Source organism: Dickeya sp. NCPPB 3274 (assembly GCF_000406205.1).
Taxonomy (GTDB): Bacteria; Pseudomonadota; Gammaproteobacteria; order Enterobacterales; family Enterobacteriaceae; genus Dickeya; species Dickeya fangzhongdai.
In genome coordinates this window covers 1,670,189-1,690,188 of sequence record NZ_CM001979.1, presented here as the reverse complement: position 1 = coordinate 1,690,188, position 20,000 = coordinate 1,670,189, and the positions used below count along the sequence as shown (strand labels likewise).

The window sequence follows — 20,000 nt, the reverse complement described above, 5'->3', positions numbered from 1 at the left end:
AAAACCGACAGGAGAAACGAGAACATGATCGCCATACAGGTTCCGGACACGTACCTCAATCAGGACGGCCTGCTCGCCGAGGTGGGCGACTATATTCAACCACTGGCTAAACGGGTGCTGATCATCACCAGCCCGACCGCCTGGCAGCACACCGCCGCCCCACTGGAAGCCAGTCTCAGGCAACACGGCCTGCACTACCGGACGTTGTTTCTGGAAGGCTACTGCACCGAAGAGAGTATCGCCGCGCTGCGCGAACAGGCGTATATCGAACGCGCGGAGTTGATTCTCGGCGTTGGCGGCGGCAAGGTGCTGGATACCGCCAAGGCGGTGGCCGACCAGTCCGACGCGTTACCGATGATCGCCGTGCCGACGATTGCCGCCACCTGCGCCGCCTGGTCGCCCATCAGCGTGCTGTACAGCCGCGACGGCGTGCATCAGGGGCGGCTTAGTCTGCGCCGTCTGCCGGTGTGGGTGCTGGTGGATAGCACCGTGATTGCCCGCGCGCCGGTGCGTTATCTGAAAGCCGGCATTGTTGACGCGCTCGCCAAATGGTACGAATTTCTGCCCTACCTGCGGCACGGCGACGATGCCCTGTCGCTGCATATCAAAGCGCGTATCGCCCGGCTGGCAGTCGATATTTTTGACGCGGACGGCGAGCAGGCGCTGGCGGACAACCAGCGGCAACAAGCGACGCCGGCGCTACGCCGGGTGATCGACGCGGTGATCGCGCTGGCCGGTATCGCCAACAGCGTCAAGGATGAGCGTGCCCGGCTGGGCGTCGCGCACGCCATTCATAACAGCCTGACCCGCCAGCCGGAATCCAGACGCTGGCTGCACGGCGAAAAGGTCGGCTTTGGCCTGGCGGTGCAGGCGCAACTGGAAGCGCGCCACGGGTTCGACAATCAGGAGCTACTGGCGCAATTGCGCCGCTACGACAGCCCGCAGACGCCGCAGGCGCTGGGTCTGACCGACGAAACACGCTGGGACCTCGTCGCCGCCCAGGTGACCATCCCGGCCGATGTCGCCGCCCGGCTGCCGTTCGCCGTAGACCGTAGCGCGTTAAAACAGGCGCTGGCCGCCACGGCGCAACCCGCCGTGACCGAGGCGCACTAAAACGGCGCTTCAACCGGAAAGCGGGGAATCTCCCGCAAACGCATTGATAATGCCATTCCGCACATACGCAACGCCCGAACTTTTGACCGTACGCGTAGGCCAGACAAGGTACAGCTCGTTGGTCGGCGCGTCGTCGGGATACGCCCGGCACCAGTGGCAACAACCGTCGGTGCACTCGTGGGTTATGATGGAGCGTCCATCGCGTTAACCGCCCTTTCTCTGACAAATGTGATTATCAGGAGGTTTGCCATGCCCCACTCATCCGAATACATCCCCCCGAAAGTCTGGACCTGGAATAAAGCCAGCGGCGGCCTCAATCGTCCGATCGCCGGCGCCACGCACGATAAAGACCTGCCGGTCGGCCGTCATCCGCTCCAGCTCTATTCGCTGGCGACGCCAAACGGCCAGAAAGTGACCATCCTGCTTGAAGAACTGCTGGCGCTTGGTCATAGCGGCGCGGAATACGACGCCTGGCTAATCAGAATCGGCAACGGCGAGCAGTTCGGCAGCGGCTTCGTGGAAGCCAACCCCAACTCCAAGATCCCGGCGCTCGTGGACCACTCCGGGCCGCAGCCGGTGCGCGTGTTTGAGTCGGGCGCCATTCTGCTTTATCTGGCGGAGAAATTTGGCGAATTCCTGCCGACCGACGCCGCCGAACGCGCCGAATGCCTGTCGTGGCTATTTTGGCAGATGGGCAGCGCGCCCTATCTTGGCGGCGGTTTCGGCCATTTCTACGCTTACGCGCCGATCAAGATCGAATACGCTATCGATCGCTTCGCCATGGAAACCAAACGCCTGCTCGATGTGCTCGATCAGCGGCTGGCGCAAAGCGACTATCTGGCCGGTTCTCACTATACGATCGCCGATATCGCCGCGTTTCCCTGGTACGGCGGTCTGGTGAAAGGCTGGCTTTACGACGGCGCCGAATTCCTGTCGGTTCACGAGTATCCGCACGTGCAGCGCTGGGCGGACGCTATTCTCGCCCGTCCTGCGGTTCAGCGCGGCCGCATGGTCAACCGCCTGAGCGGCGATCCCGCCACCCAGTTGCATGAGCGTCACGACGCCAGCGACTTCGAAACCCAAACGCAGGACAAGGTATCGACGCCGCGCTGACGGTGCTCATCCCGCCGCTGCGCTGACGGGCGGCGGGTTTATTCTTCTGTGAGAGGGAAAGGAATACCGCAACATTCTCTGGCCTGCTCCAGCACATGAGAGACGATGAGAGCAATATCCAGCAATTCATGGCACCGGGACATATCCTGTGCGTTAACGATATCCCTGAACGCCTCAAACTCATAAATCATGTGATTTTTATCCGTCGTGTCGTCATGTTTTATCAGCGTTCCCGCTTTCGAAAATTCAACATGCTTACATACGCTCGGTATATCGGTAATTTTCACATAGCCAGCCGTCCCCTGAACGGTTAAATAACCCGGACTGGCCGAATCTTTCGCACCGGTGCAGACAGCAATAAATTTCCCGTAATTCATGACCAGAATACCGGAAGTGTCAATGCCGTTGTGCCCCTTATTGCAGCTATAGCTCACGCTCTCCGGCGCCCCAAATAAGGCGCAGACATTATAAATATTATATAAGTTGATATCGTAAAGCGCGCCGCCCGATTTGGCGGGGTCGAATGCCGGATGCACTATGCCGTTGACGTAGTCGTTATAGCGGCTTGAATATTGCGAATAATTTGCCTGTACCAGCTTAATCTCACCGATTTCAGCAGCATGAGTCGCCAGATAATGAAAGCCGGGCGTGTGGATAGAGGTGATGGCTTCAAAAAGATAACGCCCTGTTGATTTCGCCAGTGTGACCAATTCCAGCAATTGCGCATAATTCGACGTGAACGGCTTTTCACAAATCACATGTTTTCCGGCGGACAGCGCTTTATGGGAATAGGAAAAATGCAGGTGATTGGGTATCCCGAGATAAACAAAATCAATGTCGCTATCCTGCAACATGGCATCATAATCGGTGTAAATCGCATGGATATTATATTGGCGTTTTAATGCTTCGCCTTTTTGCAAACTTCCCTGCCGGACGCATAAGGCCGCAATATCAATGCCTTCAATGTTTTTCAGTGCATCAAGACAGGACAGCACTATTTTGCCTGCCCCTACCAGCGCGATTTTCATGGGATAACTCCTGAGCGTATTACCGAAATACAACTGACTATACAAGATAATAGTCGTTATCGGTTATAGCCATCAGGGCTCAGGCTGCACAGCGTGGCCTGTCAGCATGATTTATAACGGTTATCTGATTTTCTTACTCAGCGACTGATTACTCATTAGTCGTTCCCATGCCCGCGTGACCTTGTCAGGCATATCCACATGCCCAATAAAACCGGCGCCTGACGGGCCATAACCGTTCTGATCATCTCTCAGGCGCTTAACCTCGCCTAAAACCATCGCGGTATAGCGCCCAATTTCCCATACTCCCGGCATTTGCCCGCCGGTAATTATCGGCTCGCCGCCAATCATGATGACCGAAGGGGTAAACACCGGCCAACTGATAAACCGGGCCGAAGCCCGGTTGTCTGACGTCACACGGCAGGATTATTCCTGACCGGCGGGACGTGTCGCCAGCGTCGCCCGTTCCTGCTCGTACGCGCGCGCTTTTTCTTCGTCGAACTGCCCTTCCCATTTGGCGATCACCAGCACCGCCAACGCGTTGCCTACCACGTTAAGCGCGGTGCGCGCCATATCCAGAATGCGGTCCACCCCGGCGATGAACGCCAGCCCTTCCAGCGGAATGCCGACGCTGCCCAGCGTCGCCAGCAACACCACAAAGGAGACGCCCGGCACGCCGGCAATGCCTTTGGAGGTGATCATCAACGTCAACACCAGCACCAACTCCTGCCACAGGCTGAGATCGATACCGTACAACTGGGCAATAAAAATGGCGGCGATGCTCTGGTACAACGTGGAGCCGTCCAGATTGAACGAGTAACCGGTCGGCACCACAAAGCTGGTGATGGCTTTCGGCGCGCCATAGGCTTCCATCTTCTGGATAATGCGCGGCAGCACCGTTTCCGAGCTGGCGGTGGAGTAAGCCAGAATCAACTCATCCTTCAGAATGCGGATCAGCGTCATGATGCGCAGCCCGCACAGCCGCGCCACCGCGCCCATCACTACCAGCCCAAAGAACAAAATCGCGATATACACCAGAATTACCAGCTTGGCGAGCGGCCACAGCGAGGCGAAACCGAAGTTGGCGACGGTCACGGAAATGAGCGCAAATACCCCGACCGGCGCGTAACGCATGATCATGTTGGTGACGCGGAACATGGTTTCCGACGCGCTGCGAAACACGTTAAGCAGCGGTTCACGCTGTTCGCGCGCCAGCGACGACAACCCGAGGCCGAACAGCACCGAGAAGAAGATCACCGGCAGCATTTCGCCCTTGGCCAGCGCGGCGAAAATATTGGGCGGAATCAACGACAGGACGGTACTGACCAGACTGTGCGAACCGCTTTGCACCTGCTCGGTGGTTTTCTCGTACTGGGAAATGTCCACCCGGGTGAGCATCGACATGTCAATGCCGTGCCCCGGCTGGAACACATTGGCCAGCGTAATGCCGATCACAATCGCCAGCGTGGTAATAATTTCAAAATACAGGATGGTTTTGAAACCGATGCGCCCCAGTTTTTTGGCGTCGCCGACGCCGGCGATGCCCACCACCAGCGTGGTGATAACAATCGGCACCACAATCATCTTAATCAACCGGATAAAAATATCCCCGGCCGGGCTCAGGATGTTGGCGATCAACCATTGCTTGTTGGCCGGGTTTTCATGCAACCAGGCTCCGACGGCAATACCGATGACCAACGCGATGAGAATTTGCCAGGCAAGGCTAACTTTCTGTTTTTTCATGATACGAATCCATTGTCTGTGCTCCCTGCGACTACTTGCCGATGGTGAAACCACTGCCACCGGGCATTCCAGCTAACTGCTGAACTACGACAGATAAGGGGAGAGATGAAGGTTGTTTTTTGCACAATTACGTGACCCACAGGCAAACATGTGACTCACCAAAACAGAGTGCGTAATCAAATAGTTATGCATTTAAAATGCGCAACTATTTGTATCGCAAAAGAAAATAAAAAAGCATAACCTGTTGTTATGCCGCGGCATGCTACTATTCCCTCCCCCTGAGATCAAGCGCTTCATTCAGGGAACTTTTCATAATTATGCGTTTCATCACTGTGCGCCGGTTGTCCCTGCGCCGATGACAATCACAAAAAAATCCGGCCGCGCAGCAACAGCACGCGGCCGGATTTTCGGGTGCCGGCGGCTGAATCGCCGTCGTCAGATTTGATAATCGATCACTGCCTCGTTGTCTTCGGCGAATACCCGAGCCTTGATATCATCCTGCGTCAGCTCCGGGTTGCACAGTTGAATGAACTTCCAGGTGTAATTGCGCTGCAACTGCCCGCGTTTGAGGCCCAGCCAGACCGTGCTGGCTTCAAACAGATGGCGTGCGTCCAGCCGCACCAGACCGGGATCGCGCGTCGCGTCAAACGACATGTCGGCGACGATGCCCACCCCCAACCCCAGTTCGACGTAGGTCTTAATCACATCCGAGTCCTGCGCGCTGATGGAAATATGCGGCGTCAGGCCGGCGGCGGCGAACGCGCGATCGATACGGGAACGGCCGGTGATGCCCTGCCGGTAAGTAATCAGCGGCACCGCGCTGAGCTTATCAAGCGTGACCGCCGGCTCTTCCGCCAGCGCATGTCCTTCCGGCACCAGAATGGCGTGATGCCAGCGGTAGTAAGGAAATGCCGCCAGCGAATTCACGTTCATCAGTTGCTCGGTGGCGATGCCGATGTCCGCTTCGCCGGATTCCAGCATCGCCACGATTTCATCCGGCGTGCCCTGATTGAGCACCAGTTGCACCTGCGGATAAAGCGCGCGAAACTCCTTGATCACGCCCGGTAAGCTGTAACGCGCCTGGGTGTGAGTGGTGGCGATCACCAGCTGCCCGACATCGTTGTCGCTGAACAGGTTCGCCAGCCGCCGAATATGATTGGCATCGTTAAGAATACGTTCGGCCATGACCAGCAGCTCTTTGCCCGGTTCCGTCATACCCAGCAGGCGCTTGCCTCGGCGGATAAAAATCTCGATACCCAGTTCTTCTTCCAGCTCGCGGATATGACGGCTTACGCCAGACTGGGAAGTGAACAGGGTATTGGCGACTTCGGTCAGGTTATAGTTGCACCGCGCCGATTCACGGATAATCTTCAGTTGTTGAAAGTTCACGCCCTTGTCCCTTGTCCGTCGTTCTTGTTATCACTATTCATACGAAGTATTGTTATTCCGTACAAATAAGGAAAATTTACTATTTATAACTTTTTGTGATATGGCGGCGTATTTCCCCCCCGCGTGCAACGACAGTCCGCGGTTGCTTTGCGCCATGTGCGTGAAGACGGGCATAGTAAGTGATGACAGGTAGATAGAAGTATCAACAGGAAAAAACATGCTAAGTGGGATCCTTTTTGCCCTGTCCGCCGGGCTGATGTGGGGACTGGTATTTGTCGCGCCCTTGCTGGTGCCAGATTACCCCGCCATGCAATTATCCACCGGACGCTACCTGGCATTCGGGCTAATTGTATTGCCGCTGGCGTGGATAGACCGGAAACGGTTGCAACAGCTGACGCGCCGCGACTGGCTGGAGGCATTCAAGCTGGCGACGGTAGGCAATTTACTTTATTACCTGTTCCTGACCGCGGCGATTCAACGCATCGGCGTACCGATCACCAGTATGCTGATCGGTACGCTGCCGGTGGTGATGGCGGTAAGCGCCAACCTGCTGTACGGCCGCCACGACGGGCGTATGCCCTGGCGGCGGCTGGTTCCGGCGTTGCTGCTGATCGCGTTGGGTTTGCTGCTGGTGAATCTGGCGGAACTGAACGGCGAAGCGGCCGACGTGCCGACCGGGCGTTACCTTGGCGGTATGGCGTTGGCGCTGCTGGCGCTCGTCTGCTGGACATGGTATCCGCTGCGCAACGCGCGCTGGCTACGCCAGAACCCGGAGCGACAGCCCGCCACCTGGGCCACCGCACAGGGGCTGGCGACGCTGCCGATCGCGCTGGCCGGATTCATCCTGGTCAACAGTTATCTGGCTGTCACAACGCCGGATTTTACGCTGCCGTTCGGCCCGCAGCCGTGGCGTTTCCTGACGCTGATAGCAGTCATCGGCCTGTTCAGCTCCTGGCTCGGCACCCTGTGCTGGAATGCCGCCAGCCAGCGTCTGCCCACCGTACTGGTGGGGCCGCTGCTGGTGTTTGAAACCCTGTCGGCGCTGACGTATACCTTTATGTTGCGTCAATCATGGCCGCCGCTGATGACTAGCGTTGGTATTCTGTGCCTGATCGTCGGCGTGATTTACGCCATGCGCATCAAGCTTGAACCGGTGGTCACCCGGCATTCTCCCGATATGACCGGCGCCTGACAACAGCGCCTGATGCGATACCGTCATGAAGCGATAACGATGCCGCCTGGCGGTATAAATTCAGGCTACGTCTTCAATGAACTGCGGCGCTTGCACGCCCTTTGTGCAGTAGCCACGCCGGTGAAAGAGACACGGTCTGGTGTTTGTAAGTTACGACTTTGCCCAGAACGGTATTAGGTTCAACCATTTAGTTACCCCCCTCTCAGTGTCCTTTTTTAAGGCATTTACGTCCTTTACGCCACAGCCTATCACTTCCAGAATGAAACGAAAGATTGGGCCAGGGTCGCGCTATCACAGGGATTGCGCATCGCGCCTCTGGCTTGATCAATCCCAAACAGGATTTTCTGTGAAGGTTTTCCGCTGACCCAACAAGGCTGCAAGGCATCTCAACCCTGGAGATAATTACCATGACAGACGATATTAAAAATAACGACCCTGGCGCTCAATTAAGCGACAAGGGCCAGGTTTCAAACGAACCTCTCAACATTGTTTTTGCTGTATACAATGGAGGTACGCTTCTCGACTTTGCCGGCCCCAGCGAGATCTTTCACCGTCTGCCAAATACAACCGTTCGCTATGCCAGCCTCAACGGAGGAACCGTAACTCTCGAATTTGGTGTCAAGTACGGCAATACAGAGCGACTGATGGATATATTTAAGACTGATTTAATCATGGTACCCGGTGGCTCAGATATGACTGAAGCCATGCACCCTGAGTATCTGGCTCAGATAGGCCGACTGGCTAAAAACGCTAAATATATAACGTCGGTATGCACAGGCTCGCTCTCGCTTGCTGCGGCAGGCGTCCTTAAAGGCAAACGAAGTGCCTGCCATTGGGCTTTCGTCAACAGACTGGCAGAATACGGCGCCATTCCGGTTCCGGATCGTTTCGTTGAGGATGACAACGGCCGATTTATGAGCGGCGGAGGTGTAACGTCAGGTATTGATTTTGCGCTTCATGTTGCCGAAAAGCTGAAGGGAAAGCAGCATGCCGAATTCACACAGCTTGTCATCGAATATGATCCCGCTCCGCAATTCAATTCCGGTCACCCAAGAAGTGCTCCGCCGGAGGTGCTTGCGATGGTTGAAAAAGTACTGCCTGGTGCCACCAAGGGCCTTGCACGAATTCCTGTCATTCAATAAGCGCCAACTACTGAATGCGCAGGACTACAGTCGTGGTCTAACCATTACTCAATCCGCCATTTCCTCAACAGATCTAAGATAGGCGGTCACAACTTGCAGCAACCGGATGAGACGCGGCTATATAATTTATGGTGTAGGCGCTGGAGCCTAAATAAGGTCAGATCCCTCTATCCATTCTGCCAGCTCTTCTTATTGATTGCGGCGGGTGTCCAAGAAGTTTGATAAAAGCACGTCGCATACGCTCGGGGTCATTGAACCCCACGGCAAGGGCGATTTGCTCTATGGGTTCGCTACCATCCTGCAGTCGCAATCGGGCAGCCTCAACACGTAAGCGTTCGACAGCCTTAGCCGGTGTTTCTCCCGTTTCACGGCGAAACACCCGCCCAAATTGCCGTGGGCTTAGCCTGGCTGCTTCTGCGAGACGCTCTATAGGCAACGTTTCATCCAGATGTTCTCTGGCAAAATTCAGCGCCATGCGAATACGGTCCGACTCAGGTTCCATTTGTGACATAGCTGAAAACTGAGACTGCCCTCCAGGCCGGCGATAGGGAACAACTAAATGCCTGGCAATAGCGCGTGTAATTTCAGCACCCAAATCTTTTTCAATCATAGCGAGCGATAAATCGATTCCAGCCGTGTGCCCTGCCGATGTCCAGATTGGTCCGTCAGCGATAAAGATACTATCAGCGTCGACCGTGATGCGCGGAAAGGCAGACTGTAGCTGGGCGGCATGACGCCAATGAGTCGTTGCCCGACGCCCATCCAGCAAACCGGTTTCAGCCAGCAGAAACGCGCCCGTACATACGCTTGCTATCCGCGAGGCGTTGGTGCTCAATTGCCTGGCCGCGTCTATGTTCTCAGGCGACTGCATGGCGTCAATATTTCCCCCGACAAATATGACGGTGTCAAATGTATGTACCCCAAACGGTTTCGTCTCAAGTGCAAGACCCGCATTACCCACGATCGGGTTCCCGAATCGCGAGATTACATACAGTTCGTACGGGCTATACCCGGCAACCTTAGCCACATGAGCAAACGCTGCAAGTGGGCCGGCAAGATCAAGTACCTCGTGGCCGCTGCAAACGAAGAATCCAATGCGATGCATGATCATGGTAATCCAAAAATCCCACCGAGTGTCTTATTTTACGGAAAAGCCTCTATTAAAGCCAAAGTGTTATTTCCTGACGAGATCGAGTTGATCCATTTTTGTCTTTAAATAGGGGAGTACTTTATTTCCGACAAACCTGAGCCTTCCTGCCGCCATCTGCACCGCTCAATCCGGCGGTTACTGCATAAAGTGCACCATTTCAAGGAAACGACCAGCCCGTTCCGAGAAGAAAACATAGTTTGGCGAAAGTGTAGCGGTATGAGGATCAGCAAACTCAGACCGACTTAGCCAGAAAAACGCCGACATCCGACTCCACTTCTTCCATCTGCCGTAGCGCATCCAGCGTATCGCGCGCTTCCTGCTCGTCCAGCCGGCTCATGGCAAACCCGACGTGTACCAGCACCCACTGGCCTACCAGCGATGACGATTGCCCGTCTTCCAGCACCAGCGCCACATTGACTTCGCGCCGCACGCCGCACACATCCACCCACGCCAGTTGATGATCCGCCGACGCCCATTCCACCACCTGCCCCGGAATTCCCAGACACATAACGATTTCCCGTTGTTCCTGACCACACTTGCTCGTCACCTCATTCCGGCGACAGCACCGTCTCCTGCTGATTCTCAGCGCGCACATAACGACCCGGACGACCGCAAGCACATCCCGCCATCGCCGCCTGCCGTTTGAGGCCGACTTGTCACGCCAGCATGCTAAGCAAATTCGGTGCCAGCCGCTTTGATCCTGCGCCGGCCGCGAGCGGAAAGCGCCCCAAGCTATAGTATGTTGTAACTAACTCACCGTTATCCGGTAAAAAACCGGCGGCGCTCGTCAAAAGTGTCGAGTTTTCACCCCCGTCCGATGCTGTCGACGGTGACGACAATCGGGTAAAAACCGGCGGCAAAATGTCGTCACTAATGTCGAGCGGCAGGTTCGACTAGCCGCCGTTGATTTCGCGATTTTATCTAACTAACTGATTTTAAAAACCATCACTCCACTGTTTTTCTTATGGCATGGAATATGCTTCCGGCGCAGGAAACATTTCTATCACCCCGGAGGGTATGGCTATGAACCGCTTCGTCATTGCGGAGCCAACGCGTTGTATCGGATGCAACACCTGCATGGCGGCCTGTACGCAGGTGCATCGCCAGCAGGGCCTGCAGTCTCATCCGAGGTTGGCGGTCGAGCGCGATGCCAACGGCACCGCGCCGGTGTTATGCCGTCACTGTGAGGATGCGCCCTGCGCCAGAGTGTGCCCGGTCAACGCCATCAGGCATCAGGACCACGCCGTGCTGCTGGACGAAAACACTTGCATCGGCTGCAAACTGTGCGCCATCGCCTGTCCGTTCGGCGCCATCACGCCATCCGGCAGCACGCCGCTGGCAATCCCGACTACGTTTGATCACCACATCCCGCTGTCGCAGCTGTCCGATGTACCGGTGAGCCAGCCGTCGGTTCATCCGATGCTGGCGTGGAACGCAGGGGTACGCAGCATCGCGGTGAAATGCGATCTGTGCGATTTCCGCGAACAGGGGCCGGAGTGTGTGCGCGTCTGTCCGACACACGCGCTGTATCTGGTGGATGACGCCGCGCTGGACGACGCTGTCGCCGCCAAACGCCGTCAGGCGGCGGAATGGCCGGACGGCAACATCCCTTTTCCCGCCGCAGGGACTGACAGGGAGCAAACGCTATGATGATGTCACTGCAATTGATGACGCCACTGCAATGGCTGGGCCTGTCGCTCATGCTGTATCTGGCTGGCGCGTTGCTGTCGTTATGTCTATGCCGCCAGGAATCGCTGGCGATTCGCTTGAGCGGGCTGTGCGCGCTGGCGGGCGGCTGTGCCGGTGCGTTGGCGGCAGCGCCCGTCCTGCTCGGCGGCGGCGTGCTGACCGCCGTGTTCGACGGGCCGTTTGACGCCTTCGCTCACCTCACGCTGCGCTTCGATACTCTGGCCGCGTTTATGACGCTGGTGATCTCGCTGCTGGTGGCGGTGTCCGCCCTGTATTCGCTGGCTTATCTGGAGGAGTACCGCGGGCGCGGCGCCTGGGCGATGGGGTTCTTCATGAACCTGTTTGTCGCCTCAATGGTAGCGCTGGTGGTGGTGGACAACGCTTTCTACTTCATTGTGCTGTTCGAAGTGATGTCGCTCAGTTCCTACTTCCTGGTGATCGCCGATCAGGATGAAGAGGCGGTCGGCGCCGGGTTGCTGTATTTCCTGATCGCCCATGCCGGTTCGGTGCTGATCATGATTGCCTTCTTCCTGCTCTACCGCCACAGCAGCAGCCTCGATTTCGCCGATTTCCGCCACGCCGAGTTATCGGCGCCGCAAGCCTCGGTGGTGTTCTTGCTGGCGTTCTTCGGCTTCGGCGCCAAAGCCGGGATGTTGCCGTTGCACGGCTGGCTGCCGCGCGCGCACCCGGCCGCGCCGTCGCACGCCTCGGCGCTGATGTCGGGCGTGATGGTAAAGATCGGTGTATTCGGCATCATCAAAGTCGGTGTTGATTTGCTGGGCGCTACCGAAGCCTGGTGGGGCGTGGTGGTGCTGGCGTTCGGCGCGGTGTCGTCGGTGCTGGGCGTGCTGTACGCGCTGGCCGAACACGATATCAAACGTCTGCTGGCGTACCACACGGTGGAGAACATCGGCATTATTCTGATGGGGGTCGGCGTCGGCATGATCGGCATCGCCACCCATCATCCGCTGCTGGCGCTGCTTGGTCTGCTGGGCGGGCTGTATCACCTGCTCAACCACGCGGTGTTCAAGGGGTTGCTGTTTCTCGGCGCCGGCGCGGTGATCTACCGCGTTCACACCAAAGACATGGAAAAAATGGGCGGTCTGTCACGGCTGATGCCGCGTACCGCGCTGGCGTTTCTGGTCGGGTGTATGGCGATATCCGCCCTGCCGCCGCTCAACGGTTTCGTCAGCGAGTGGTTTACCTACCAGTCGTTGTTCACCCTCAGCCATGACGGCGGCATCGGCCTGCGGCTGGCCGCGCCGATCGCCATCGTGATGCTGGCGATCACCGGCGCGCTGGCGGCGATGTGTTTCGTCAAGGTGTACGGCATCAGTTTCTGCGGCGCGCCGCGCAGTGAGAAAGCCGCTCACGCCCGCGAGGTCCCCTGGCCGATGACGGTCGCCATGTTACTGCTGGCGTTGCTGTGCGTGCTGCTCGGCGTCGGCGCCAGCGTAGTGGTGCCGGTGATGACCCGCATCGCGGCAGATCTGGCGCACACTCCGGCCGTCATGATGGCCGCGGGGCTGGGCGTCTTCCCCGGCGACCACCTGCAAACCCGCCTCAATACGCCGTTGATTTTCATCCTGCTGCTGGCGCTGCCGTTGCTGCCGCTGATGCTCTACAGCCTGCTGCGCGGTCCGCGTCTCGGCTTTCGCCACAAAGGCACGCCCTGGGCCTGCGGCTACGGCTACGAATCCGCCATGTCGGCGTCGGCCGGCAGCTTTACCCAGCCGCTGCGGGTGATGTTCGCGCCGCTCTACCGCGTGCGCAAAACCCTCGATCCGGCGCCCGCGATGCAACAGGCGCTGGAAAAGACCACGCAGGCGGCGGCGTACGTCGAACCGGTATGGGACGACCATGTGGTCATGCCGGTGGTCAGCGGCGTGCAGCGCATCAGCCGCGCGGTGCAATGGATTCAGCACGGCGATTTCCGGGTGTACTGCCTGTATGTGGTGGCGGCGCTGGTTGCCCTGCTACTGGCCACTCTGGCTTAAGGAGACCGGAACATGACTTACGTTTCACTCGTTTTCCCGCTGCTGGGCGCGCTGTTGCAGGCCGTCCTGCTGATGGCGGCGGCTCCGCTGTTGTCCGGCATGTCGCGCGTGATCCGCGCCAAAATGCACTCCCGGCAGGGGCCGGGCATGCTGCAGGATTATCGTGACCTATTCAAACTGCTGCGCCGCCAGGAAGTGGCGCCCGAGCACAGCGGCGGCGTGTTTCGCCTGATGCCGTTCATCCTGCTCGCCACCATGCTGCTGGTGGCGATGACGCTGCCGGCCGTGACCGACAGTTCTCCGTTCGGCGCGGCGGGCGACATCATCACCCTGCTGTACCTGTTTGCGGTGTTTCGCTTTTTCTTCTCCTTGTCCGGTCTGGACTCCGGCAGCACCTTTGCCGGCATCGGCGCCAGCCGCGAGCTGACGCTCGGCATTCTGGTCGAGCCGATCCTGATGCTGGCGTTGCTGGTGGTGGCGCTGGTCGCCGGCTCCACCAACATCGGCAATATCAGCGTCAAACTGGCGAGCGGCCACTGGGTGTCCCCCACCGCCACCGCGCTGGCGCTGCTGGCCTGCGCCTTCGCCACCTTTATTGAGATGGGCAAAATCCCGTTCGACGTGGCGGAAGCGGAACAAGAGTTGCAGGAAGGCCCGCTGACCGAATACGCCGGCGCCGGGCTGGCGCTGGTGAAATGGGGCATCAGCCTCAAACAGGTGGTGGTCGCCACGCTGTTTCTGTCGATTTTCGTGCCGTTCGGCAAGGCCGAAACGCTCACGGCGATCAGCCTGCTATGGGGCACGCTGGCGCTGATCATCAAGCTGGTGGTGGTGTTCGTCATCGCCGCGATTATCGAAAACAGCCTGGCGCGCGGGCGCTTTCTGCTGACCGGCCGGGTGACCTGGCTCGGCTTCGGCGTAGCGGCGCTGGCGTTCGTTTTCTACCTGACCGGACTATAAGGAGTCGGCATCCATCATGGAGAATATTGCTCTTGCGACCCTGCTGCTGCCGTTTCTCGGCGCGCTGTTGGTCGCCTTTGCGCCGCAGCGCTTCGCCAAAGGGGTGTGTACGCTATTCGCCCTGCTGGCGACGCTCGGCATGGCGCTGCTGGCCTGGCGTTACCTCGACGGCGGCAAAACCGACCTGGTCGTCACCCTTTACCGTTACGGTCAGACTGATCTGTTCGGTTTTGTGTTTGACCGCATCAGTCTGTTGATCGGCTTTGCGGTGGTGTCGCTCGGTTTTCTGGTCAGCCTCTACTCCTGCGGCTACCTGACGCTGGGCAACCGCGAGCATCCGCACGACGGCAGCAATCGCTACTACGCGTTTCTGCTGGTGTTCATCGGCGCAATGGCCGGGCTGACGCTGTCATCCACCATTCTCGGCCAGTTGCTGTTCTTTGAAATCACCGGCGGCTGTTCCTGGGCGCTGATCGGTTACTACCAGAAACCGAAATCGCTGCGTTCGGCGCTTAAAGCGCTGCTGGTGACCCATGTCGCGTCTGTCGGCCTGTATCTGGCGGCGGCCTGGCTGTTCGCCACCACCGGCACTTTCGCGCTCAGCGCCATCGCGCAACTGGACGACAGCAGCAAAATCATCGTGTTCGGCGGCATTCTGTTCGCGGCCTGGGGCAAGTCGGCCCAGCTGCCGCTGCATGTCTGGCTGCCGGATGCGATGGAAGCGCCGACGCCGGTGAGCGCCTACCTGCACGCCGCCTCGATGGTGAAAGTCGGCGTGTATATTTTCGCCCGCGCCATTCTGTCCGCCGTCGAAGTGCCGCACATCATCGGCGTGGTCGGCGTCATCATGGCGACCATCACGCTGGTGTACGGTTTCCTGATGTACCTGCCGCAAAAAGACATGAAGCGGCTGCTGGCCTACTCCACCATCACCCAGCTCGCCTACATCTTTCTGGCGCTGTCGCTGTCCATTTTCGGCTCGCGCATGGCCTTCGACGCCGGTATGGCCTACATCTTCAACCACGCTTACGCCAAGAGCCTGTTCTTTCTGGTGGCCGGCGCGTTCAGCTACAGCTGCGGCACCCGTATGTTGCCGCAGTTGCGCGGCATGATGCGCCGTCTGCCGCTGCTGGGCGTGGGTTTCTGCGTGGCGGCGCTGGCGATCACCGGCGTACCGCCGTTCAACGGCTTCTTCAGCAAATTCCCGCTGTTCGCCGCCGGGTTTACGCTCTCAAACGACGCCGGGTGGCTGCTGCCGCTGCTGATCATTGCGCTGGTGGAGTCGGTCGCCAGTTTCGCCTGGTTCCTCTACTGGTTTGGCCGCACCGTGCCGGGCGAGCCGTCCGATGAGGTGGCGTCGGCCACGGCGGTGCCGGCGTCGATGAATCTGGTGCTGCTGGTGCTGATAGTGATGTCGCTGTGCTCCAGCGTTATCGCCGCACTCTGGCTGAAATAAGGAACTCCCATGACTGGATCTCTTCTCGTCAATAATCTGGCTGGTTTGCTGATCATCACCTCGCTGCTGGTGATCGCCGCCAGAAAACCCACGGTGTCCGCCGCGCTGTACGCGTTGCAGTCGCTGGTGCTGGTGCTGATCTTTGTGGCGCTGGGCGGGTTGCTGGGCTCCCACGAGCTGTATCTGTGGTCGCTGACCGCCTTCATCACCAAGGTGGTGATGGTGCCCGCCATTATGAGCTTCGCCTTCTGCCGGCTGGCTGACCCGAAAGCCGACGGCGGCGTAATCGGCACCGCGACCCTGATACTGATCGCCACCCTGATTGTGTTGTTGAGCTACTTTGCCGTCGCGCCGGTAAAACTGCCGATGGTCAACGACCTTAAACCGGTGCTGGCGGTCTCGCTCGGCCACTTCCTGATCGGCCTGCTGTGCATCGTCAGCCAGCGCAACATTCTCAAACAGGTGTTCGGCTACTGCCTGATGGAAAACGGCGCCCACCTGACGCTGGCGCTGCTGGCCTACCGCGCGCCGGAGCTGGTGGAGATCGGCATCGCCACCGACGCCATTTTCGCCGTCATCGTGATGGCGCTGATGGCGCGCAAAATCCACCGCACGCTGCACACGCTGGATGTTCAGCAACTGACCGCGCTGAAAGGATAATCACATGACGACTTTGGATCTTTTTTCCCTGCTGCTGGGCGTGCCGTTTGCCGCCGCCCTGCTGGCGTTCGCCTGCCGCTTTACCGGCTCGGCGGCGCGCACGCTGGTGAGCCTGATTCATCTGCTCGGCATCAGCGCGCTGCTGCTGGCGGCATTGCTGGCGGTATGGACGGTGTACCAGCAAGGCGAGCTGCTGGCGGCCCACCGCTGGCTGCATCTCGACAGCCTGAGCGCGCTGTTTCTGGCGATTCTCGGGGTAATCGGCTTTCTCACCGGCCTCTATTCGATGGGGTACATGCGCCACGAAGTGGACGGCGGTGAGGTAAGCGTCACCACGCTGTGCCACTACTACGGCTTCTTCCACCTGTTCCTGTTCACCATGCTGCTGGTGATCACCAGCAACAACCTGATCCTGATGTGGGCGGCGATTGAAGCCACCACGCTCAGTTCGGCGTTTCTGGTGGGCCTGTACGGCCAACGCTCGTCGCTGGAAGCCGCGTGGAAATACATCATTATTTGTACCGTCGGCGTCGCGTTCGGCTTGTACGGCACGGTGCTGGTGTACGCCAACGCCGCCAACGTGATGGCGGAACCGGGCAACGCCATTTTCTGGACCGAGGTACTGCAACACGCCAGCGAGCTGGACGGCACGCTGATGCATCTGGCGTTCATCTTTATTCTGATCGGCTTTGGCACCAAAACCGGCCTGTTTCCGATGCACGCCTGGCTGCCGGACGCCCACAGCGAGGCGCCCAGCCCCACCAGCGCCCTGCTCTCCGCCGTGCTGCTCAACTGCGCGCTGCTGGTGATCGTGCGCTACACCATCTTGATCAGCGCCGCCATCGGCCCGGAATTTCCGCAACGGCTGTTGCTGGTGTTCGGCCTGCTGTCGGTGGCGGTCGCCGCGTTCCTGATTCTGGTGCAGCGCGACATGAAGCGCCTGCTGGCCTACTCCAGCGTAGAAAACATGGGGCTGATCGCCGTGGCGCTCGGCATCGGCGGCCCGCTCGGCATTCTGGCGGCGCTGCTGCACACCCTGAACCACAGTCTGGCGAAAACCCTGTTGTTCTGCGGCTCCGGTAACGTACTGCTGAAATATGGCACCCGTGATATGGACGCGGTGAAAGGCATCCTGCGCGTCGCGCCGGTGACGGGCGCGCTGCTGGCCGGCGGCGCGCTGGCGCTCGGCGGTATGCCGCCGTTCAACGTGTTCCTGAGCGAGTTCATGACGGTTACCGCCGGCATCCACGCCGGCCATTTACCGCTGGTGCTGGTGTTGCTGGCGCTGCTGACCGTGGTGCTGGCCGGGCTGGTTCGCATGATCGCCACCAGCGTGCTGGGCAGCCAGCCGGAAGCGGTCAGTAAAGGCGAACTGGGTTGGCTGACTACCGCGCCGATGCTGATTCTGCTGGTGTTGATGCTGGTGATGGGCACCCGCATTCCGCAGCCGGTCATCCATTTGCTGGAACAGGCCACCGCCATTGTTTTAAACGGCAGCCATGCCGGCGAGTCAACGCCGCCGCGTCTGGGCTGGCCATCGCTGAGCGCCCGCACTACCTCGTTGGGTACTACCACGTTGGGTACTACCACGCCGGACACGGCGCCTGCGTCATCGTTAACCCCTTCCCGTCAGGAGATGTACCGTGATTAATTCATCCGCCGCGACCAGCGCTGAAAATTTAGGCGCCAATTACGTCGCCCATGTCAGACAGCAATTCCCGACGGCGATTCTGGAAGAAGAACGGCAAACCGCCAATCAGTTGACCATTACCGTCAAACTGAACCAGTTGCCGGAGGTGGTGGAATACCTCTACTACCAGCACGGCGGCTGGCTGTCGGTGTTGTTCGGCAATGACGAACGTACCCTCAACGGCCATTTCGCCGTCTACTATGTGCTGTCGATGGAACAGGGCGAGAAGTGCTGGGTGGTGGTGAAAGCGCTGGTCAACCCAACGGTGCCGGAGTTTCCGTCGGTGACGCCGCGCGTACCCGCCGCCGTGTGGGGAGAGCGCGAGGTGCGCGACATGTACGGGCTGATCCCGGTCGGCCTGCCGGACGAACGCCGGCTGGTGCTGCCGGACGACTGGCCGGACGAACTCTACCCGCTGCGCAAAGACGCGATGGATTACCGCCAGCGCCCTGCCCCCACCCGTGACGATGAGTCCTACACCTTCGTCAACGAAGCCACCGGCGACACCCGGGTGGTGCCGATCGGCCCGCTGCACATCACCTCCGACGAACCGGGGCACTTCCGGCTGTTTGTCGACGGCGAACAGATTATCGATGCCGACTACCGCCTGTTCTACGTCCATCGCGGCATGGAAAAGCTGGCGGAAACCCGCATGGGCTACAACGAAGTGACGTTTCTGTCCGACCGGGTATGCGGCATCTGCGGTTTCACCCATAGCGTGGCGTATACCTCGTCCATCGAGAACGCGCTGGGCGTGGTGGTGCCGGCGCGCGCCCATACCATCCGCAGCATCCTGCTGGAGGTAGAGCGCCTGCACAGTCACCTGCTGAATATCGGGCTGTCCAGCCACTTCGTCGGTTTCGACACCGGCTTCATGCAGTTCTTCCGGGTACGCGAAAAATCGATGCAGATCGCCGAGATGCTCACCGGCGCGCGCAAGACCTACGGTCTCAACCTGATCGGCGGCATTCGCCGCGACATTCTGAAAGAGGACCGGCTGAAGACCATCCGGCTGATCCGTGAAATGCGCGCAGAGGTGACGCAGTTGACCGATATGCTGCTCAATACCGCCAACATGGCGCAACGCACCCAGGGCGTCGGCGTGCTGAACCGTCAGGTGGCGCGCGACTACAGCCCGGTGGGGCCGATGATTCGCGCCAGCGGTTTTCAACGCGACGTGCGCGTCGACCACCCGTTCGCCGGCTATCTGGACCTGCCGATGGAGCTGCATCACCTCGACGGCGGCGACGTTTACTCCCGCGTGCTGGTGCGGGTGCGTGAAGTGTTCACCTCATTGGCGATGATCGAATTCGGGCTGGACAACATGCCGGACGGGCCGATCCTCAACGAGCACATCCATTATCAGCCGCACAAGTTCGCTCTGGGCTTTACCGAAGCGCCGCGCGGCGAAGACATCCACTGGAGCATGACCGGCGACAACCAGAAGCTGTTCCGCTGGCGCTGCCGCGCCGCCACCTACGCCAACTGGCCGGTGCTGCGCTTTATGCTGCGCGGCAACACGGTGTCGGACGCGCCGCTGATCATCGGCAGCCTCGACCCCTGCTACTCCTGTACCGACCGCGTCACGCTGGTGGATGTCCGCAAGAAGAAAGTCACCACCGTGCCGTACAAAGAGATCGAGCGCTACGGACTGGAACGCACCCGTTCGCCGCTGAAATGA

17 protein-coding genes are annotated in these 20,000 nt (G+C 59.1%); 11 read left to right on the top strand and 6 right to left on the bottom strand.

Features of this window, described 5'->3' with window-relative positions:
- The first annotated feature begins 24 nt into the window (after nucleotides 1–24).
- Nucleotides 25–1,113, top strand: a complete 1,089-nt coding sequence (locus tag DXX3274_RS08090) for an iron-containing alcohol dehydrogenase family protein (RefSeq protein WP_042859358.1) — start codon at nucleotides 25–27, stop codon at nucleotides 1,111–1,113.
- 249 nt (nucleotides 1,114–1,362) lie between these two features.
- Nucleotides 1,363–2,226, top strand: coding sequence for a glutathione-dependent disulfide-bond oxidoreductase (gene yghU, locus DXX3274_RS08085; protein WP_042859357.1), 864 nt, complete (start codon nucleotides 1,363–1,365; stop codon nucleotides 2,224–2,226).
- 38 nt (nucleotides 2,227–2,264) lie between these two features.
- Here yghU and DXX3274_RS08080 read toward each other — a convergent pair whose 3' ends face one another.
- From DXX3274_RS08080 to cbl, 4 genes are all read right to left on the bottom strand, one after another.
- Entirely contained in the window at nucleotides 2,265–3,254 is a 990-nt protein-coding gene (locus DXX3274_RS08080) for a Gfo/Idh/MocA family protein (RefSeq protein ID WP_042859356.1), read from the bottom strand.
- A gap of 120 nt (nucleotides 3,255–3,374) precedes the next feature.
- The gene (locus DXX3274_RS08075; protein WP_050569833.1) at nucleotides 3,375–3,668 is read right to left on the bottom strand and encodes a hypothetical protein; all 294 of its coding nucleotides are present in this window, start codon (nucleotides 3,666–3,668) and stop codon (nucleotides 3,375–3,377) included.
- Between the two features lie 9 nt (nucleotides 3,669–3,677).
- On the bottom strand, nucleotides 3,678–4,994 hold the full coding sequence (gene gltP, locus DXX3274_RS08070) for a glutamate/aspartate:proton symporter GltP (protein WP_042859355.1): 1,317 nt from the start codon (nucleotides 4,992–4,994) through the stop codon (nucleotides 3,678–3,680).
- A 435-nt stretch (nucleotides 4,995–5,429) separates the two neighbouring features.
- The gene (cbl, locus tag DXX3274_RS08065) at nucleotides 5,430–6,383 is read right to left on the bottom strand and encodes an HTH-type transcriptional regulator Cbl (RefSeq protein ID WP_038660193.1); all 954 of its coding nucleotides are present in this window, start codon (nucleotides 6,381–6,383) and stop codon (nucleotides 5,430–5,432) included.
- 217 nt (nucleotides 6,384–6,600) lie between these two features.
- Between cbl and DXX3274_RS08060 the strand changes: the two genes are divergently transcribed.
- Nucleotides 6,601–7,575: a DMT family transporter gene (locus DXX3274_RS08060; protein WP_042859354.1), complete on the top strand. Its 975-nt coding sequence runs from the start codon at nucleotides 6,601–6,603 to the stop codon at nucleotides 7,573–7,575.
- Between the two features lie 407 nt (nucleotides 7,576–7,982).
- Nucleotides 7,983–8,717 (top strand): DJ-1/PfpI family protein, encoded by a 735-nt coding sequence (locus tag DXX3274_RS08055; RefSeq protein WP_042859353.1) that lies wholly within the window; start codon nucleotides 7,983–7,985, stop codon nucleotides 8,715–8,717.
- A 157-nt stretch (nucleotides 8,718–8,874) separates the two neighbouring features.
- Here DXX3274_RS08055 and DXX3274_RS08050 read toward each other — a convergent pair whose 3' ends face one another.
- Nucleotides 8,875–9,822: a GlxA family transcriptional regulator gene (locus DXX3274_RS08050; protein ID WP_042861957.1), complete on the bottom strand. Its 948-nt coding sequence runs from the start codon at nucleotides 9,820–9,822 to the stop codon at nucleotides 8,875–8,877.
- A gap of 277 nt (nucleotides 9,823–10,099) precedes the next feature.
- Complete coding sequence (hybG, locus tag DXX3274_RS08045) at nucleotides 10,100–10,375, bottom strand: hydrogenase maturation factor HybG (RefSeq protein WP_042859352.1); 276 nt, start codon at nucleotides 10,373–10,375, stop codon at nucleotides 10,100–10,102.
- A gap of 515 nt (nucleotides 10,376–10,890) precedes the next feature.
- Here hybG and DXX3274_RS08040 point away from each other — a divergent pair.
- Genes DXX3274_RS08040 through DXX3274_RS08010 form a run of 7 tightly spaced genes read left to right on the top strand, consistent with a single transcriptional unit; the run spans nucleotide 10,891 to nucleotide 20,000 of the window.
- A complete protein-coding gene (locus tag DXX3274_RS08040; protein WP_042859351.1) occupies nucleotides 10,891–11,517 on the top strand; it encodes a 4Fe-4S dicluster domain-containing protein in 627 nt (208 codons plus the stop codon).
- Nucleotides 11,514–13,553: a hydrogenase 4 subunit B gene (gene hyfB, locus DXX3274_RS08035; protein WP_084478734.1), complete on the top strand. Its 2,040-nt coding sequence runs from the start codon at nucleotides 11,514–11,516 to the stop codon at nucleotides 13,551–13,553. Before DXX3274_RS08040 ends, hyfB begins: the two co-directional genes overlap by 4 nt.
- A gap of 12 nt (nucleotides 13,554–13,565) precedes the next feature.
- A complete protein-coding gene (locus DXX3274_RS08030) occupies nucleotides 13,566–14,513 on the top strand; it encodes a respiratory chain complex I subunit 1 family protein (RefSeq protein WP_042859350.1) in 948 nt (315 codons plus the stop codon).
- Between the two features lie 16 nt (nucleotides 14,514–14,529).
- Nucleotides 14,530–15,969 (top strand): hydrogenase 4 subunit D, encoded by a 1,440-nt coding sequence (locus DXX3274_RS08025; RefSeq protein WP_042859349.1) that lies wholly within the window; start codon nucleotides 14,530–14,532, stop codon nucleotides 15,967–15,969.
- Nucleotides 15,970–15,978: 9 nt separating this feature from the next.
- Nucleotides 15,979–16,629 (top strand): hydrogenase 4 membrane subunit, encoded by a 651-nt coding sequence (gene hyfE / locus DXX3274_RS08020; protein WP_013317235.1) that lies wholly within the window; start codon nucleotides 15,979–15,981, stop codon nucleotides 16,627–16,629.
- Between the two features lie 4 nt (nucleotides 16,630–16,633).
- Nucleotides 16,634–18,280, top strand: a complete 1,647-nt coding sequence (locus DXX3274_RS08015; RefSeq protein WP_042859348.1) for a hydrogenase 4 subunit F — start codon at nucleotides 16,634–16,636, stop codon at nucleotides 18,278–18,280.
- A complete protein-coding gene (locus DXX3274_RS08010) occupies nucleotides 18,273–20,000 on the top strand; it encodes an NADH-quinone oxidoreductase subunit C (RefSeq protein WP_042859347.1) in 1,728 nt (575 codons plus the stop codon). The genes DXX3274_RS08015 and DXX3274_RS08010 overlap by 8 nt, the downstream gene beginning before the upstream one ends.

What these genes read in the sequence shown, in the direction of transcription:
- hyfE (WP_013317235.1), top strand. Translation starts at nt 15,979, where the DNA reads ATGACTGGATCTCTTCTCGTCAATAATCTGGCTGGTTTGCTGATCATC.
- gltP (WP_042859355.1), bottom strand. Translation starts at nt 4,994, where the DNA reads ATGAAAAAACAGAAAGTTAGCCTTGCCTGGCAAATTCTCATCGCGTTG.
- hyfB (WP_084478734.1), top strand. Translation starts at nt 11,514, where the DNA reads ATGATGATGTCACTGCAATTGATGACGCCACTGCAATGGCTGGGCCTG.
- DXX3274_RS08015 (WP_042859348.1), top strand. Translation starts at nt 16,634, where the DNA reads ATGACGACTTTGGATCTTTTTTCCCTGCTGCTGGGCGTGCCGTTTGCC.
- DXX3274_RS08030 (WP_042859350.1), top strand. Translation starts at nt 13,566, where the DNA reads ATGACTTACGTTTCACTCGTTTTCCCGCTGCTGGGCGCGCTGTTGCAG.
- DXX3274_RS08040 (WP_042859351.1), top strand. Translation starts at nt 10,891, where the DNA reads ATGAACCGCTTCGTCATTGCGGAGCCAACGCGTTGTATCGGATGCAAC.
- hybG (WP_042859352.1), bottom strand. Translation starts at nt 10,375, where the DNA reads ATGTGTCTGGGAATTCCGGGGCAGGTGGTGGAATGGGCGTCGGCGGAT.
- DXX3274_RS08025 (WP_042859349.1), top strand. Translation starts at nt 14,530, where the DNA reads ATGGAGAATATTGCTCTTGCGACCCTGCTGCTGCCGTTTCTCGGCGCG.
- DXX3274_RS08060 (WP_042859354.1), top strand. Translation starts at nt 6,601, where the DNA reads ATGCTAAGTGGGATCCTTTTTGCCCTGTCCGCCGGGCTGATGTGGGGA.
- DXX3274_RS08080 (WP_042859356.1), bottom strand. Translation starts at nt 3,254, where the DNA reads ATGAAAATCGCGCTGGTAGGGGCAGGCAAAATAGTGCTGTCCTGTCTT.
- DXX3274_RS08055 (WP_042859353.1), top strand. Translation starts at nt 7,983, where the DNA reads ATGACAGACGATATTAAAAATAACGACCCTGGCGCTCAATTAAGCGAC.
- DXX3274_RS08050 (WP_042861957.1), bottom strand. Translation starts at nt 9,822, where the DNA reads ATGCATCGCATTGGATTCTTCGTTTGCAGCGGCCACGAGGTACTTGAT.
- DXX3274_RS08090 (WP_042859358.1), top strand. Translation starts at nt 25, where the DNA reads ATGATCGCCATACAGGTTCCGGACACGTACCTCAATCAGGACGGCCTG.
- yghU (WP_042859357.1), top strand. Translation starts at nt 1,363, where the DNA reads ATGCCCCACTCATCCGAATACATCCCCCCGAAAGTCTGGACCTGGAAT.